Below are 16823 nucleotides of genomic sequence, written 5' to 3'. Positions count from 1 at the left end.
ATCAGTCCTTAAGCAGGTCGAGGGGAGGGATGCGGGCCACGAGGCCGCGCTTCAGGCTATCGGGACGGCCGCGCCACGGGATCAGGCCGTCAGTCGAGGTGGCGAAGAGTTTGGCGCCGGTGACGAGATCGGCACCGCTGGCTGTGGTCAGGTCGCCGAAGACGTAGCTCCAGCAGCCATCGCGCAGGATGGCGGCACTGAGCCGGCGCTTGCAATTGCCGAGGCATTCGACGCTGCGGACGCGGATGGATTCGCCAGACGCGGCGTGACGCGTGTCGTCCGCGAGCAGTTCGCCGGCGCGGGGATGAGCATCGGAACCTGTTTCATCGCGACAGGAGGCACAGACGATGACCGTCACGCCGGCAAGGGCATCGCTCTCGCCGGATGAATTGTCCGCTGTGCCAGCGGAAAAACTGCTGTCGTGGTCCAAAAATCGGGCTCCTTGCCCGGAAACCCGCCGGGCGATCGGATTCTACAGTCGCAGACGGCAGGTCTCCTGGCTCGCGGGTCATCGCCTTGGGTAGCCGCCTTCCCGGGAATACCCCAGTGGCTTTCGGCCTTGGCTCTTCGCTTACAGTTGCGGGGACAGCCGCGGATTTGAAATCGGAATTTCGCACCGCATTCCCTCTTGGCTCCTCTCGTTGAAGAGAAGAGACCGTCTGCAGCGGATTTAGGCTTTTGCGGGCAGTGGTGTCAACGTGGGCTTACGACACGCTCAGGTCGGCCAGCGCCGGACCCAAATCGCCGGCTGATGTCACCTCTATACGTTCAAGGCCGAGCCAGCCCTGCATCTGCTTCAATTCATCGAAGAGTTCTGCAGCGGTTTCAAGCGGCGCGCCCGGCTCGGCATAGGCCGCATGGACGCGCAGAACACTGGCGGGGCGATCGGCCTTGAGGTCGACGCGGCCGACGATCCGGTCGCCGAGCAGGAACGGCAGGACGTAGTAGCCATACTGGCGTTTATCGGCCGGGGTATAGATCTCGATGCGATAGTGGAAATCGAACAGCCGCTCGGTGCGCGACCGTTCGAAGACGACCGGATCGAACGGCGCCAGGAGGGCGCGGGCCTCGATTTTGCGTGGCAGACGGGCGTCCCTGTGAAGATAAGCCGGCTTATCCCAGCTTTCTACACGCACCGGCAACAACTCTCCGAGTTCGACCAGTTCCTCCAGCCGGCCCTTCATGTCGGCTGGGGACAGGCGGAAATAGTCCCGCAGGTCGCCTGATGTCGCGATGCCGTGGGCTCGGGCGGAAATGCACAGCAACTCGCGGTGCGCGTCCTCGGCGGCGGGCACCGGCAGGTCGAGGATCGCTTGCGGCAGCACGCGCTCCGGCAGATCGTAGAACCGCTCGAAACCGCGACGGTGTGCGGTTGTGATGCGCCCGGCCCAGAACAGCCATTCGAAGGCGTGCTTGGCATGGCTCCAGCCCCACCAGCCGCCCGAGCCTTTCTGGCCTTCGAGCGCGGAGGCGGCGATCGGCCCGCGATCGGCGACCTCGCGATAGATCTGTTCGATGTAGCCAGCGTGTTCGCGGCCCCATTTGGCGAGACCGAGATACATTTCGTCGCCGCGCTCGGCCCGCTGCATGCGCCAGCGCATCAGCGGATAGGTCTCGACCGGCAAGAAGGAGGCTTCGTGTGCCCAGTATTCGAACACCGTGCGCTTGCGCGTCACGGCCGCGTTGTCGAGCAAGGCGAGTGGGTAGGGGCCAAGGCGCGAATAGAGCGGCATATAATGAGCGCGCACCACCGCACTGACGGAATCGATCTGCAGCAGGCCGATGCGGGAGAGAACGCGGGCGAAATGGCGGCGGTCGGGCGTACCGACAGGGCGGGGATCGAGAAACCCCTGGGCGGCGAGCGCGATGCGCCGGGCCATGGCAAGCGAGATCTTTTCCTTCATGCAGGCATTACTCTGAGGTGGTTGGCCGAAGTTCTGATGGGTGATTCCGGCCCATGCTAGCAGGGTTTTGGCGGCAACCTTGTCAGGAGACAAAAGTGGAGTAAAAAGCGAAGGAAATCAAACAGGAGCGGATCGGACCAGTTTCCTCGGATATGCCGTCCAGCACCGCGTTTTGAACAAGGTTTGACTTGCTTCGCTGGAAGTGCTGCGCTAACCCTCGCCGCGTTGCAGCATAGGCCCTTAAAACGGTTCAGCGGTTAAACTGTCACGCTTCCGCATTAGGGTCCGGTGCTGTAATCAACGTGGATTGGCGCCAACGGAAAGCCGAGCATGAACGCACTTCTAGGTTCATACCTGCCCATCGTCCTGTTCATCGGCGTGGCCCTGGTCGTCGGCCTGGCGCTGCTGGCCGCCCCCTTCCTGGTCGCCTACCGCAATCCCGATCCCGAAAAGCTTTCCGCCTACGAGTGCGGTTTCAACTCGTTCGACGACGCCCGCATGAAATTCGACATCCGATTCTACCTGGTGTCGATCCTGTTCATCATCTTCGATCTGGAAGTGGCCTTCCTGTTTCCGTGGGCGGTTTCGTTCTCGAAGATCGGCATGCTCGGCTTCTGGTCGATGATGGTCTTCCTGGCGGTGCTGACAATCGGCTTTGCCTATGAATGGAAAAAAGGAGCGCTGGAATGGGATTGAACGACAGTTCCGGCACGCTCGTCGCGCCGAAGCCCAAGGGTCTGATCGATCCCAACACCGGCAGGCCGGTAGGGTCCGACGATCCTTTCTTCCTCGAGATCAACAACGAATTGGCCGACAAGGGCTTTCTCGTCACCTCGACCGAGGCGCTGATCACCTGGGCGCGCAGCGGTTCGCTGATGTTCATGACGTTCGGCCTCGCCTGCTGTGCGGTCGAGATGATCCATACTTCGATGCCGCGCTACGATTCGGAGCGGTTCGGCGTTGCGCCGCGCGCGTCTCCGCGCCAGTCCGACATCATGATCGTCGCCGGCACGCTGACCAACAAGATGGCGCCGGCGCTGCGCAAGGTCTACGACCAGATGCCGGAGCCCCGCTACGTCATCTCGATGGGTTCCTGCGCCAATGGCGGCGGCTACTATCACTATTCCTATTCGGTGGTGCGTGGCTGCGACCGCGTCGTGCCGGTCGACATCTATGTGCCCGGCTGCCCGCCGAGCGCCGAAGCGCTGCTTTACGGCATTCTTCTGTTGCAGAAGAAGATCCGCCGCACCGGTACGATCGAACGGTAAATCCATGACCGCATCCCTGAGCGAACTGTCGACCTATCTCGGCGAGAAGCTGATCGGCCGCGTGAATGACGCGGCGATCGCCTACGGCGAACTCACCGTCCATGTCGAGCCGCGCAATCTGGTCGAGGTGACGACTTTCCTGCGCGACGATACGCGCTGCCAGTTCATCTCGATCATCGACGTCTGCGGCGCCGACTATCCGTCGCGGGCCAAGCGCTTCGACGTCGTCTATCACCTGTTGTCGCCGAAGCAGAACGTGCGCATCCGCGTCAAGGTGCAGGCCGACGAGGAGACGATGGTGCCGTCGATCACCGGCGTCTATCGCGGCGCCGACTGGTTCGAGCGCGAGACCTACGATCTCTATGGCGTGCTGTTCTCGGGCCATCCCGATCTGCGGCGCCTGTTGACCGACTATGGGTTCGAAGGCCATCCGCTGCGCAAGGATTTCCCGCTGACCGGGTTCGTCGAGGTGCGCTACGACGACGAGGCCAAGCGCGTCATCTATGAGCCGGTCGAGCTCAAGCAGGAATTTCGCAATTTCGATTTTCTCTCCCCTTGGGAAGGCACGGACTACGTGCTGCCTGGGGATGAGAAGGCGAAGCAGTGAGGGGTTAGGGATGGGCAGTTTCTCAATTTGGCATTGGCTTATCTTGGCTATTATCTGCGTAGTGCTGATTGTGCCCTACTGGCGGATCTTTCCAAGGGCTGGTTGGCCATCCGCGCTGAGCATTTTGATGATGGTGCCACTAGTGAATGTCGTTCTTTTGTGGGTGTTGGCCTTCAAGAGATGGCCTGGAGACGCGTGAGCCGTGGCTGAAACCTCCGTCCGCAACTTCAACATCAATTTCGGCCCGCAACACCCCGCGGCGCACGGTGTTTTGCGCCTCGTTCTGGAGCTGGACGGCGAAGTCGTCGATCGCGTCGATCCGCATATCGGGCTGCTGCATCGCGGCACCGAAAAACTGATCGAGGCCAAGACCTACCTGCAGGCGGTGCCTTATCTCGACCGGCTCGACTATTGCGCGCCGATGAACCAGGAGCATGCTTTCGCGCTGGCCGCCGAGCGCCTGCTCGGCATCGAAGTGCCGAAGCGTGGCCAGCTGATCCGCGTGCTCTACTGCGAGATCGGCCGCATCATGTCGCACATCCTCAATGTGACGACCCAGGCGATGGACGTCGGCGCGCTGACGCCGCCGCTGTGGGGCTTTGTCGAGCGCGAGAAGCTGATGGTGTTCTATGAGCGCGCTTCCGGCTCGCGCATGCATGCGGCCTATTTCCGCCCCGGCGGCGTCCATCAGGACCTGCCGCAGAAGCTGGTCGAGGACATCGGCAAGTGGATCGACCCGTTCCTGAAGTCGATCGACGACCTCGATCAGTTGCTCACCGGCAACCGCATCTTCAAGCAGCGCAATGTCGACATCGGCGTCGTCTCCCTGGCCGATGCCTGGGCCTGGGGCTTCTCGGGCGTGATGATACGTGGTTCGGGCGCGCCCTGGGACCTGCGCAAGTCGCAGCCCTATGAATGCTATTCGGAAATGGATTTCGACATTCCGATCGGCAAGAACGGCGACTGTTTCGACCGCTACCTCGTGCGCATGGAAGAAATGCGCCAGTCGGCGAAGATCATGCGCCAGTGTGTCGACCTCTTGCTCGGCAAGGAGAGCACCGGCCCTGTGTCGAACCTCGATGGCAAGGTGGTGCCACCGAAGCGCCAGGCGATGAAGCGCTCGATGGAAGCGCTCATCCATCACTTCAAGCTCTACACCGAGGGCTACCGCGTGCCGGCCGGCGAGGTCTATGCGGCGGTCGAAGCGCCGAAAGGCGAGTTCGGCGTGTATCTCGTCTCCGACGGCTCCAACAAGCCCTACCGCTGCAAGCTGCGCGCGCCCGGTTTCGCGCATCTGCAAGCGATGGATTTCCTCTGCCGCGGCCACATGCTGGCCGACGTCACCGCCGTTCTCGGCTCCCTCGACATCGTGTTTGGTGAGGTCGATCGCTAAATGTCAGTCCGCCGTCTCGCAGAAGCCAGCGTCCAGCCAGCATCCTTCGCCTTCAATCGGGCGAATACGGCAGCGGCGAAGCAATGGCTCAAGAAATATCCCAAGGGCCGCGAGCAGTCGGCGATCATTCCGCTTTTGATGCTGGCGCAGGAGCAGGAAGGCTGGGTGACAAAGGCGGCGATCGAGACGATTTCGGACATGCTCGGCATGCCCCGTATCCGAGGGCTGGAAGTCGCCACCTTCTACACGCAGTACCAGTTGAGCCCGGTCGGCACCCGCGCCCACATCCAGGTTTGCGGCACCACTCCCTGCATGCTGCGTGGCTCGGAAGCGCTGATGGATGTGTGCCGCTCAAAAATCCATCACGATCAGTTCCACACCAACGACAAGGGCACCTTGTCGTGGGAAGAGGTCGAGTGCCTCGGCGCCTGCGTCAACGCGCCGATGGTGATGATCTTCAAGGACACGTTCGAGGATCTGACGCCAGAGCGGCTGGCCGAGATCATCGATCTCTACGGCGCCGGCAAGGGCGCCTCGGTGGCGCCGGGGCCGCAGAACGGCCGTACCGGCTCGGAGCCAGCCTCCGGCCTCACGACCCTGAAGAGCGAAAAGGCGATCCTCAAGTCGACCCGCGACAAGGAAGCCAGGGAGGCGGCCAAGGCCGCGAAGGCGGCGCCCGACGCGATAATCGCCACGGTCGCGCCCGCTGCCGCTCCTGTCGCACCGTCCAATGCCAGCAAGCCGAAGACCGATGCGCCTGAAACCAGCCCGGCCTTGAAGACGCCTTCAAAGACCAAGGTCGCGCCGGCAGCTGAAAAGGCGGCGAGCGTTTCGGCCCCGCCGCATTCGGCCGCCAATGCCAACAAGGCGGCCCCCGAAGTCGAGCAGGTTTCCAAGCAGCGCAATGGCCCGAGGACCAAGGCCGAGCCGGCAGCCGCCTTCAAGGCGCCGGAGATCAAGGTGCCAGCCGCGAAGGCTGACAAGCCGGCCAAGCCGTCGCTCGAGGACAAGAACCGCCCGGCTGGCATCGACAGGCCGGCGCTGGTCGACGACCTCAAATTGATCTCTGGTGTCGGCCCGAAGATCGAGGGCGTCCTGCATTCCTTGGGCATTTTCACCTTCGCGCAGGTTGCTTCCTGGAAGAAGGCCGAGCGCGAGTGGGTGGACGGTTATCTCGCTTTCCACGGCCGCATCGATCGCGACGACTGGGTCAAGCAGGCCAAGGCGCTCGCCAAGGGTGGCGTCGCCGAATACATCCGCGTCTTCGGCAAGAAGCCGGTCTGAGGGACGAAAAATGCTTCAGGACAAAGACCGCATCTTCAACAACATCTACGGCCTCTTCGACAAGTCGCTGGCCGGCGCGATGGCGCGTGGCGCCTGGGACAACACGCCCGGCATCGTCGCCAAGGGGCGCGAGTGGATCGTCAACGAGATGAAGGCATCCGGCCTGCGCGGGCGTGGCGGCGCCGGCTTCCCGACAGGCCTGAAATGGTCGTTCATGCCCAAGCAGAGCGACGGCCGGCCGAGCTACCTCGTCATCAATGCCGACGAATCCGAGCCCGGCACCTGCAAGGATCGCGACATCCTGCGCAATGACCCGCATACGCTGGTCGAGGGCGCGCTGCTCGCCGGCTTCGCCATGGGTGCGATTGCCGCCTACATCTATGTTCGCGGCGAGTTCATCCGCGAGCGCGAGGCACTGCAGCGTGCCATCGACGAGGCCTACGAAGCCAAGCTGATCGGCAAGAACAACACGTCCGGCTACGACTTCGACATCTACATGCACCATGGCGCCGGCGCCTATATCTGCGGCGAGGAGACGGCGCTGCTCGAAAGCCTCGAAGGCAAGAAGGGCCAGCCGCGGCTGAAGCCGCCATTTCCGGCCAATGTCGGCTTGTATGGTTGCCCGACAACCGTGAACAATGTCGAATCGATCGCCGTTGCGCCGACCATCCTGCGCCGCGGTGCCGCCTGGTTCTCGTCCTTCGGCCGGCCCAACAATGTCGGCACCAAGCTGTTTTGCGTCTCCGGCCACGTCAACAACCCGTGCACCGTCGAAGAGGCGATGTCGATCCCGTTCCGCGAGCTGATCGAGACGCATTGCGGCGGCATTCGCGGCGGCTGGGACAATCTCCTGGCGGTCATTCCGGGCGGCGCTTCGGTGCCGCTGGTGCCGGCAGAGCAGATCATCGATACGCCGATGGATTTCGACGCGTTGCGCGACCTCAAATCCGGCCTCGGCACGGCGGCTGTCATCGTCATGGACAAGTCGACCGATATCGTGAAGGCGATCGCGCGGCTTTCCTACTTCTACAAGCACGAGAGCTGCGGCCAGTGCACGCCGTGCCGTGAAGGCACCGGCTGGATGTGGCGGGTGATGGAACGGCTGGTGCGCGGCGAAGCGCAGAAGCGCGAGATCGACATGCTGCTCGACGTCACCAAGCAGGTCGAGGGCCACACGATCTGCGCGCTGGGCGACGCGGCGGCATGGCCGATCCAGGGTCTGATGCGGCATTTCCGCGGCGAGGTGGAACGCCGCATCGACGAGTTTTCGCGCAATGCGCACCGGGCCGAGCCGGTGATGGTGGCGGCGGAATAGAGACTTTGTGAATTCGGGCGAAAGCCCGGAGCGGAATGCGGGCAAGTGCCCGATTTGAGACAACCGGGGCGGGCGAACGAAGAAACGACCAGGAGATATCTATGGCGCCGTATTCGACACCCTACTCATTGATGCCCAATTTGGACCAGTTCGAGAAGATGAACCAGGATCTGACCAGGATGATGCCGAAGGAGATGGCGAGCGCCGTCAACCTTCTCGCGCATCCTGTGGCGGGTGCCGCGGCGATGTCGGCGCTCGGTATCGGGCTGGCGAACCACGCCTTCGGCGTCTGGCTGGGCGCACTCTCGGGGGCTGCCGAAGCCTCGCAACGGCTGCTGCAGCCGATCGTCGATGATTTCGAGGCGCGCACCGAGCGCTTCCCGGAGACGGAAAAGAGCGCCTCCAAGGCCGCTCGCGCGGCGACCAAGACCTTGATTGCCGAAGCGCAATCCTTCGCGCAGGACGTGACTGACATGGTTGCCAGGGAGGCAGCCGACGCAGTGCCGGTCGCCGATGGCGGCCCAGCAGCAGGCCCGGCTCCGGCCGGGTTGATGCCGGAGGATTTCAGGCAGCCGAAGGCTATGGACAAGCCGGCGGAGCCGTCGGACCTCAAGGCGATATCGGGCATCGGTCCGAAGCTGGAGAAGGTTCTCAATGGCCTGGGTATCTGGACATATGCCCAGATCGCCGCATGGGTGCCGGAAGAGGTTGCCTGGGTCGAAGATTATTTGTCGCTCACCGGCCGTATCGTCCGTGACGATTGGACTGCCCAGGCGTCGGCACTCGCCGTCGGGAAATGAATGAAATGCCGGGTGCGGTTTCGACCGTGCCCGGGACAAGAGATTGCGGGAAATCCGCAGGGGTTTGAGGCGAATGGCAAAGCTCAAGGTCGACGGGAAAGAGATCACTGTACCCGACCACTACACGCTGCTGCAGGCGGCGGAAGACGCTGGCGCGGAAGTGCCGCGTTTCTGCTTCCATGAGCGGCTGTCGATCGCCGGCAATTGCCGCATGTGCCTGATCGAGGTGAAGGGCGGACCGCCCAAGCCGCAGGCCTCCTGCGCCATGGGAGTGCGCGACCTGCGCCCCGGCCCGAATGGCGAGGCGCCGGAAATCTTCACCAACACGCCGATGGTCAAGAAGGCCCGCGAGGGCGTGATGGAATTCCTGCTGATCAACCATCCGCTGGATTGCCCGATCTGCGACCAGGGCGGCGAATGCGACCTGCAGGACCAGGCGATGGCCTTCGGCGTCGATTCCTCGCGCTATCACGAGAACAAGCGCGCGGTCGAAGACAAGTATATCGGCCCGCTGGTCAAGACGGTGATGAACCGCTGCATCCATTGCACGCGCTGCGTCCGCTTCACCACCGAAGTCGCCGGTATTTCCGAACTCGGCCTGATCGGTCGCGGCGAGGACGCCGAGATCACCACCTATCTCGAACAGGCGATGACCTCGGAGCTGCAGGGCAATGTCATCGACCTTTGCCCGGTCGGCGCGCTGACCTCGAAGCCGTTTGCCTTCCAGGCGCGGCCGTGGGAACTGACCAAGACCGAATCCATCGACGTGATGGACGCCGTCGGCTCGGCGATCCGCGTCGACAGCCGCGGCCGCGAAGTGATGCGCATCCTGCCGCGCGTCAACGAGCAGGTGAACGAGGAGTGGATCTCCGACAAGACCCGCTTCATCTGGGACGGTCTGCGCACGCAGCGGCTCGACCGCCCCTATGTGCGCAAGGATGGCAGACTGGCACCGGCAAGCTGGGCCGAGGCCTTCGCCGCGATCAAGGATGCGGTGTCGAAGACAACACCAGAAAAGATCGGCGCCATTGCAGGCGATCTGGCCGCGGTCGAGGAAATCTATGCGCTGAAGCTGCTGATGGCTTCGCTCGGTTCGAAGAACACCGACTGCCGTCAGGACGGCGCCGCACTCGATCCGGCCCTCGGACGGGCCAGCTATATCTTCAACCCGACCATCGAGGGCATCGAGCAGGCCGACGCGGTGCTGATCATCGGCGCCAATCCGCGCTATGAAGCCTCGGTGCTCAACGCCCGCATCCGCAAGCGTTGGCGGATCGGCAATCTGCCGGTCGGCGTCATCGGCGATGTCGGCGACACGCGCTACGACTATGAACAACTGGGCGCCGGACCGGACTCGCTAAAGGATCTGGCCGACGGCAATGGCAAATTCTTCCAGACGCTGAAGAAGGCGACGCATCCGCTGATCATCGTCGGCCAGGGCGCGCTGGCGCGCGCCGATGGTGCGGCCGTGCTCGGCCAGGCGGCAAAGCTCGCCGCCGCCGTCAACGCCGCCAGGGCGGACTGGAACGGCTTTGCAGTGCTGCACAATGCGGCCGGTCGCGTCGGCGGCCTCGATCTCGGCTTCGTGCCGGGCGAGGGCGGCAAGAACGTCGCCGGTATGCTGGGCGAGATGGAACTGCTGTTCCTGCTTGGCGCCGACGAGATCGATATGGCCAAGACCGGCGGCGCCTTCGTCGTCTATATCGGCACGCATGGCGACCAGGGCGCGCACCGTGCCAATGTCATCCTGCCGGCGGCAGCCTACACCGAAAAGTCGGCCACCTATGTCAACACCGAAGGCCGCGTGCAGCAGACCAACCGCGCCGGCTTCGCGCCGGGCGATGCGCGCGAGGACTGGGCGATCCTGCGGGCGCTGTCGGATGTACTGGGCAAGAAGCTGCCGTTCGATTCGCTGCCGCAGCTGCGTGCGAAGCTCTATGGCGAATTCCCGCATCTGGCCCGCATCGACCAGGTCGCGGCCGGCAATGCCGAGGACATCGCCAAGGTGGCGAAGCTCGGCGGGCGGCTGAACAAGGGCACCTTCACCTCGCCGGTCGCGGACTTCTACCTGACCAACCCGATCGCGCGGGCATCGGCCGTGATGGCGGAATGCTCGGCACTGGCCAAGAGCGGCTTCAAGCAGGCGGCGGAATAAGCATGGACACTTTCTTCTCCTTCTACGTGCTGCCGGCGCTGCTGATCCTTCTCAAGTCGGTCGTGCTGATCGTCGTGCTTTTGATCTTCGTCGCCTACATCCTCTACGCCGACCGCAAGATCTGGGCGGCGGTGCAGCTGCGCCGCGGCCCGAACGTGGTCGGCCCATGGGGAACGCTGCAGGCCTTCGCCGATCTTTTGAAGTTCGTCTTCAAGGAACCGGTCATCCCGTCCGGCGCCAACAAGGGCGTTTTTCTCCTGGCGCCGCTGGTTTCTGCCGTGCTGGCGATCTCGGCCTGGGCGGTCATTCCGGTCAACCAGGGCTGGGCGATCGCCAACGTCAATGTCGGCATCCTCTATGTCTTCGCGATCTCCTCGCTCGAGGTCTATGGCGTGATCATGGGCGGCTGGGCGTCCAACTCGAAATATCCGTTCCTCGGCGCGTTACGTTCGGCCGCACAGATGGTGTCCTATGAAGTCTCGATCGGCTTTGTCATCGTCACCGTGCTTTTATGCGCCGGTTCGCTCAACCTGTCCGACATCGTGATGTCGCAGCAGGATGGGCTGGGCACCAAGCTCGGCCTGCCCAATACCTTCCTCGACTGGCACTGGCTGTCGCTGTTCCCGATGTTCGTCATTTTCTTCATCTCGGCGCTGGCCGAGACGAACCGGCCGCCCTTCGACCTGGTGGAAGCTGAATCGGAACTGGTCGCCGGCCACATGGTCGAATATTCGTCGACGCCGTTCCTGCTGTTCTTCCTCGGTGAGTATGTCGCCATCGTGCTGATGTGCGCGCTGGCCACCATCCTGTTCCTCGGTGGCTGGCTGCCGCCCTTCGACTTCGCGCCGTTCACCTGGGTGCCGGGCGTCATCTGGTTCGTGCTAAAGGTCTGCTTTGTGTTCTTCGGCATCTCCATGGTGAAGGCCTTCGTCCCGCGCTACCGCTACGACCAGCTGATGCGGCTCGGCTGGAAGGTGTTCCTGCCGATCTCGCTGTTCATGGTGGTCGCCACCGCCGCCTTCCTCAAGATCACGGGGTTTGCGTGATGTCCGCTCTGTCCCAAGCCGCAAAATCGCTGCTGCTGCAGGATTTCGTCAGCGCCTTCTTCCTGTCGATGCGCCAGTTCTTCGCACCGAAGGAGACGATCAACTATCCGCACGAGAAGGGGCCGACCAGCCCGCGCTTTCGTGGCGAGCATGCGCTGCGCCGCTATCCCAACGGCGAGGAGCGCTGCATTGCGTGCAAGCTCTGCGAGGCGATCTGCCCGGCGCAGGCGATCACCATCGAAGCCGGCCCGCGCCGCAATGACGGCACGCGCCGCACGGTGCGTTACGACATCGACATGGTGAAGTGCATCTATTGCGGCTTCTGCCAGGAAGCCTGCCCGGTCGACGCCATCGTCGAGGGGCCCAATTTCGAATTCGCTACGGAGACGCGCGAAGAGCTCTACTACGACAAGGACAAGCTTTTGGCGAATGGCGACCGATGGGAGCGCGAACTGGCGCGCAACATCTCGCTGGACTCGCCGTATCGCTGATATTTGACGCATGGACGGGGCGAGGGGCCTCGTCTAAGGACAACGCGACTTGGGAACCGGAGGCGGTACCAAGCCACAGAAGCGGACATGGCGAGAGCCGGTCCGGACAGGAACCCGGGGGAACCCCATGCTGAGTGGACTAGAGGCGGCCTTTTTCTACCTCTTCGCCTTTGTCGCGGTGGCGTCGGCGTTCATGGTCATTTCGTCGCGCAACCCCGTGCATTCGGTGCTGTTCCTGATCTTGACCTTCTTCAACGCGGCCGGCCTGTTCATGCTGACCGGCGCCGAGTTCCTGGCGATGATCCTGCTCGTCGTCTATGTCGGCGCGGTCATGGTGCTGTTCCTGTTCGTCGTCATGATGCTCGACGTCGATTTCGCGGAGATGAAGGAAGGCGCGCTGCAGTATGCGCCGATCGGCGCGCTGGTCGGGCTGATCCTGGCGGCGGAGCTTATCGTCGTGCTGGGCGGTTACACATTCGCACCGCAGCTCGCCTCGACGGTCTCCAAGCCCATTCCGGACCTCGCCACGCGCTCGAATACGGCAGCACTCGGCGACATCCTCTATACGGACTACCTCTACTACTTCCAGATCGCCGGCCTCGTGCTCTTGGTCGCCATGATCGGCGCCATCGTCTTGACGCTGCGCCACAAGGAAGGGGTCAAGCGGCAGTCGATCGCAGCCCAGGTCGGCCGCACCGCGGCGACCGGCATGGAAATCCGCAAGGTCAAGTCGGGCGAAGGAGTCTGAGATGGTCGTCGGCATCGCACATTATCTGACCGTATCGGCGATCCTGTTCACGCTCGGCGTGTTCGGCATCTTTTTGAACCGCCGGAACGTCATCGTCATCCTGATGTCGATCGAGCTGATCCTGCTCGCGGTCAACATCAACTTCGTCGCTTTCTCCGCCGCACTCGGCGATCTCGTCGGCCAGGTGTTCGCGCTGTTCGTGCTGACGGTCGCGGCGGCCGAGGCTGCCATCGGACTTGCCATTCTCGTCGTCTTCTTCCGCAACCGCGGCTCGATCGCGGTCGAAGACGTGAACATGATGAAGGGTTGACGGAACCACCATGTATCAGGCCATCGTCTTCCTTCCCCTGCTCGGCTTCCTGATCGTCGGCCTGTTCGGCACGTCGCTCGGCGCCAAGGCGTCCGAATACATCACCTCAGGCTTCCTGGTGATCGCGGCGGTGCTGTCGTGGGTTGCGTTCTTCAGCGTCGGCTTCGGCCATGGCGAGGTGTTCACCGTGCCGGTGCTGCGCTGGATCCAGTCGGGCGGATTGGAAGCGTCCTGGGCACTCCGGATCGACACGCTGACGGTGGTGATGCTGGTGGTGGTCAACACTGTGTCGGCGCTGGTCCACATCTATTCGATCGGCTACATGCACCACGATCCGAACCGGCCGCGCTTCTTCGCCTATCTGTCGCTGTTCACCTTCGCCATGCTGATGCTGGTGACCGCCGACAATCTGGTGCAGATGTTCTTCGGCTGGGAAGGGGTGGGTCTCGCGTCCTACCTGCTGATCGGCTTCTGGTACAAGAAGCCGTCGGCCAACGCCGCCGCGATCAAGGCCTTCGTCGTCAACCGAGTCGGCGATTTCGGCTTCGCGCTCGGCATTTTCGGTCTGTTCGTGCTGTTCGGTTCGGTCAATCTGGGCACCATCTTCGCCAATGCGGCGACGTTCATTCCCGCTGAAGGCGCGCCGCAAGGTGCCGCCGTGCTGACCTTCCTCGGGCACGCGCTCGACAAGCAGTCGGCAATGACGATCGTCTGCCTGCTGCTGTTCATGGGCGCCATGGGCAAGTCGGCGCAGGTGCCGCTGCACACCTGGCTGCCGGACGCCATGGAAGGCCCGACGCCGGTCTCCGCACTCATCCACGCCGCCACCATGGTGACGGCGGGCGTGTTCATGCTGGCGCGGTTGTCGCCGCTGTTCGAACTGTCGCATTCGGCGCTGACGGTCGTGACCTTCATCGGCGCCTTCACCGCCTTCTTCGCGGCAACCGTCGGCCTCGTCCAGAACGACATCAAGCGCGTCATCGCCTATTCGACCTGTTCGCAGCTCGGCTACATGTTCGTGGCGCTCGGCGTCGGCGCCTACGGTGCCGCGATCTTTCACCTGTTCACCCATGCCTTCTTCAAGGCGCTGCTGTTCCTCGGCTCGGGCTCGGTCATCCACGCCGTCTCCGACGAGCAGGACATGCGCAACATGGGCGGCCTGCGCAAGCTGATCCCGACCACCTACTGGATGATGGTGATCGGCACGCTGGCGCTGACCGGTGTCGGCATTCCGGTGACGGTCATCGGCACCGCCGGCTTCTTCTCCAAGGACGCCATCATCGAAAGCGCCTTTGCCGGCCACAATTCGGTTGCCGGCCTCGCCTTCGTGCTTTTGGTCATCGCCGCCTGCTTCACCTCCTTCTATTCCTGGCGGCTGATCTTCATGACCTTCCATGGCGAGCCGCGGGCGAGCCATGAGGTGATGCACCACGTCCATGAATCGCCGCCGGTGATGCTGGTGCCGCTGTTCATCCTGGCCGCTGGCGCGCTGTTCGCCGGCATCATCTTCCACGGCGCCTTCATCGGCGAGGGCTATGCCGAGTTCTGGAAGGCATCGCTGTTCACACTGCCGGACAACCACATCCTGCACGAAATCCACGAACTGCCGCTGTGGGTCGAGCTCTCGCCCTTCATCGCTATGCTGATCGGCTTCGCGCTGGCCTGGAAGTTCTACATCCGCTCGCCGGAATTGCCGCGAAGCGTCGCCGCCAACCACCGCTTGCTCTACGCCTTCCTGCTCAACAAGTGGTATTTCGACGAGCTGTACGACTTCCTGTTCGTGCGGCCGGCCAAGCGGCTCGGTCGTTTCCTGTGGAAGACCGGCGACGGCACCATCATCGACGGTCTTGGTCCTGACGGCATCTCGGCGCGCGTCATCGATGTCACCGACCGCGTCGTCAAGCTGCAGACCGGCTACCTCTACCACTATGCCTTCGCCATGCTGATCGGCGTTGCCGCACTCGTCACCTGGATGATGCTCTGATGACCGCCTGGCCAATCCTCTCGCTGGTCACCTTCCTGCCGCTGGTTGGTGTGCTGCTCATCCTGTTCATCAATGATGACAGTGAAAACGCGCGCCGCAACATCCGCGCCATCGCGCTGTTGACGACGACGTTCACGTTCATCATCTCGCTGTTCATCTGGACCGGCTTTGACAATTCGCAAGCGGGTTTCCAGTTCGTCGAGAAGGTTGCCTGGCTCGACTCCGGCATCTCCTACCATATGGGCGTCGACGGCATTTCAATGCTGTTCGTCATCCTGACGACGTTCCTGATGCCGCTCTGCATCCTGGCCTCGTGGGAAGCGATCGAGAAGCGCGTCAAGGCCTACATGATCGCCTTCCTGCTGCTCGAAACGCTGATGATCGGCGTGTTCTGTGCGCTGGACATCGTGCTGTTCTACGTCTTCTTCGAGGCCGGCCTGATCCCGATGTTCATCATCATCGGCGTCTGGGGCGGCAAGCGGCGCGTCTATGCCTCGTTCAAGTTCTTCCTCTACACGCTGGCCGGCTCGGTGCTGATGCTGCTCGCCATCATGGCGATGTTCTATCAGTCCGGCACGACCGACATCCCGACGCTTTTGACGCACAATTTCCCGGCCAACATGCAGACCTGGTTGTGGCTCGCCTTCTTCGCCTCCTTCGCGGTGAAGATGCCGATGTGGCCGGTGCACACCTGGCTGCCTGACGCGCATGTCGAAGCGCCGACAGCGGGCTCGGTGATCCTGGCCGCAATCCTGCTCAAGATGGGCGGGTACGGCTTCCTGCGCTTCTCGCTGCCGATGTTCCCGCTGGCGTCGGAAATGTTCGCGCCGCTGGTGTTCACGCTGTCGGTCGTCGCCATCATCTACACCTCGCTGGTGGCGCTGATGCAGGAGGACATGAAGAAGCTGATCGCCTATTCCTCGGTCGCCCATATGGGCTTCGTGACCATGGGCATCTTCGCCATGAACCAGGAAGGCGTGCAGGGCGCGATCTTCCAGATGCTCAGCCACGGCCTTGTCTCGGGCGCGCTGTTCCTGTGCGTCGGCGTTATCTACGACCGCATGCACACGCGCGAGATCGACGCCTATGGCGGGCTGGTCAACAACATGCCGAAATACGCCACCGTGTTCATGGTCTTCACCATGGCCAATGTCGGCCTGCCCGGCACCAGCGGCTTCGTCGGCGAGTTCCTGACCATGCTCGGCGTCTTCCGGGTCAACACCTGGGTGGCGTTCTTCGCAGCCACCGGCGTCATCCTGTCGGCAGCCTATGCGCTGTGGCTCTATCGCCGGGTGATTTTCGGCGCGCTGACCAAGGACAGCCTGAAGGGCCTGCTCGATCTGTCGCCGCGCGAGAAGGTGATCATCTACCCGCTGGTCGTGCTGGTCATATTCTTCGGCGTCTATCCGGCGCCCGTCTTCGACGCGACGGCCCAATCGGTCAAGTCGCTCGTCACCAATGTCACTGCATCCATCGGCGCCGCGCAGACCGCGGCGGCGAATTAACCCAAGGGTTTTG

Annotated in this window: 16 protein-coding genes and 1 riboswitch; of the genes, 14 read left to right on the top strand and 2 right to left on the bottom strand. The window is 62.9% G+C overall.

Annotation, left to right across the window (positions count from 1 at the left end):
* Position 1 precedes the first annotated feature (1 nt).
* Together AC1D2G_RS30575 and AC1D2G_RS30570 are read right to left on the bottom strand one after the other, a co-directional pair.
* On the bottom strand, positions 2–430 hold the full coding sequence (locus tag AC1D2G_RS30575; protein ID WP_477418742.1) for a DUF1636 family protein: 429 nt from the start codon (positions 428–430) through the stop codon (positions 2–4).
* A 39-nt stretch (positions 431–469) separates the two neighbouring features.
* Positions 470–675, bottom strand: a riboswitch (cobalamin riboswitch).
* Between the two features lie 29 nt (positions 676–704).
* Entirely contained in the window at positions 705–1904 is a 1200-nt protein-coding gene (locus AC1D2G_RS30570; RefSeq protein ID WP_477418740.1) for a winged helix-turn-helix domain-containing protein, read from the bottom strand.
* Between the two features lie 330 nt (positions 1905–2234).
* On the opposite strand from AC1D2G_RS30570, the gene AC1D2G_RS30565 reads away from it, so the two are divergent.
* The 14 genes from AC1D2G_RS30565 to AC1D2G_RS30500 all read left to right on the top strand — a co-directional run bounded on the left by AC1D2G_RS30565 (position 2235) and on the right by AC1D2G_RS30500 (position 16810).
* Positions 2235–2600, top strand: coding sequence for an NADH-quinone oxidoreductase subunit A (locus tag AC1D2G_RS30565; RefSeq protein WP_095087214.1), 366 nt, complete (start codon positions 2235–2237; stop codon positions 2598–2600).
* A complete protein-coding gene (locus tag AC1D2G_RS30560) occupies positions 2591–3172 on the top strand; it encodes a NuoB/complex I 20 kDa subunit family protein (RefSeq protein ID WP_095087216.1) in 582 nt (193 codons plus the stop codon). The genes AC1D2G_RS30565 and AC1D2G_RS30560 overlap by 10 nt, the downstream gene beginning before the upstream one ends.
* 4 nt (positions 3173–3176) lie before the next feature.
* A complete protein-coding gene (locus tag AC1D2G_RS30555; protein WP_477418738.1) occupies positions 3177–3779 on the top strand; it encodes an NADH-quinone oxidoreductase subunit C in 603 nt (200 codons plus the stop codon).
* Between the two features lie 202 nt (positions 3780–3981).
* Positions 3982–5172 carry an NADH-quinone oxidoreductase subunit D gene (locus tag AC1D2G_RS30550; RefSeq protein ID WP_095087220.1) on the top strand — a complete coding sequence of 397 codons (1191 nt, stop codon included), beginning with the start codon at positions 3982–3984 and terminating at the stop codon, positions 5170–5172.
* A complete protein-coding gene (locus tag AC1D2G_RS30545; protein ID WP_477418736.1) occupies positions 5173–6456 on the top strand; it encodes an NADH-quinone oxidoreductase subunit E in 1284 nt (427 codons plus the stop codon).
* A gap of 10 nt (positions 6457–6466) precedes the next feature.
* Positions 6467–7771 (top strand): NADH-quinone oxidoreductase subunit NuoF, encoded by a 1305-nt coding sequence (gene nuoF / locus AC1D2G_RS30540; RefSeq protein WP_095087224.1) that lies wholly within the window; start codon positions 6467–6469, stop codon positions 7769–7771.
* Between the two features lie 101 nt (positions 7772–7872).
* Positions 7873–8571 carry an NADH-ubiquinone dehydrogenase gene (locus AC1D2G_RS30535; protein ID WP_457152116.1) on the top strand — a complete coding sequence of 233 codons (699 nt, stop codon included), beginning with the start codon at positions 7873–7875 and terminating at the stop codon, positions 8569–8571.
* Between the two features lie 73 nt (positions 8572–8644).
* Positions 8645–10726 (top strand): NADH-quinone oxidoreductase subunit NuoG, encoded by a 2082-nt coding sequence (gene nuoG, locus AC1D2G_RS30530; RefSeq protein ID WP_477395542.1) that lies wholly within the window; start codon positions 8645–8647, stop codon positions 10724–10726.
* Positions 10727–10728: 2 nt separating this feature from the next.
* Positions 10729–11772 carry an NADH-quinone oxidoreductase subunit NuoH gene (nuoH, locus tag AC1D2G_RS30525; RefSeq protein ID WP_477395541.1) on the top strand — a complete coding sequence of 348 codons (1044 nt, stop codon included), beginning with the start codon at positions 10729–10731 and terminating at the stop codon, positions 11770–11772.
* Positions 11772–12263, top strand: coding sequence for an NADH-quinone oxidoreductase subunit NuoI (nuoI, locus tag AC1D2G_RS30520; RefSeq protein ID WP_023812382.1), 492 nt, complete (start codon positions 11772–11774; stop codon positions 12261–12263). Before nuoH ends, nuoI begins: the two co-directional genes overlap by 1 nt.
* Positions 12264–12390: 127 nt before the next feature.
* Positions 12391–13011, top strand: coding sequence for an NADH-quinone oxidoreductase subunit J (locus AC1D2G_RS30515; RefSeq protein ID WP_095087233.1), 621 nt, complete (start codon positions 12391–12393; stop codon positions 13009–13011).
* A gap of 1 nt (position 13012) precedes the next feature.
* Positions 13013–13321, top strand: a complete 309-nt coding sequence (gene nuoK, locus AC1D2G_RS30510) for an NADH-quinone oxidoreductase subunit NuoK (protein ID WP_023676620.1) — start codon at positions 13013–13015, stop codon at positions 13319–13321.
* A 10-nt stretch (positions 13322–13331) separates the two neighbouring features.
* The gene (gene nuoL, locus AC1D2G_RS30505; RefSeq protein ID WP_477418734.1) at positions 13332–15305 is read left to right on the top strand and encodes an NADH-quinone oxidoreductase subunit L; all 1974 of its coding nucleotides are present in this window, start codon (positions 13332–13334) and stop codon (positions 15303–15305) included.
* A complete protein-coding gene (locus AC1D2G_RS30500) occupies positions 15305–16810 on the top strand; it encodes an NADH-quinone oxidoreductase subunit M (protein WP_095087237.1) in 1506 nt (501 codons plus the stop codon). Before nuoL ends, AC1D2G_RS30500 begins: the two co-directional genes overlap by 1 nt.
* Positions 16811–16823 lie beyond the last annotated feature (13 nt).

It is taken from the genome of Mesorhizobium sp. P2_C7 (genome assembly GCF_056404515.1).
Note: the sequence above shows the minus strand (reverse complement) of the source record. Positions and strands in the feature narration are given on the sequence as shown.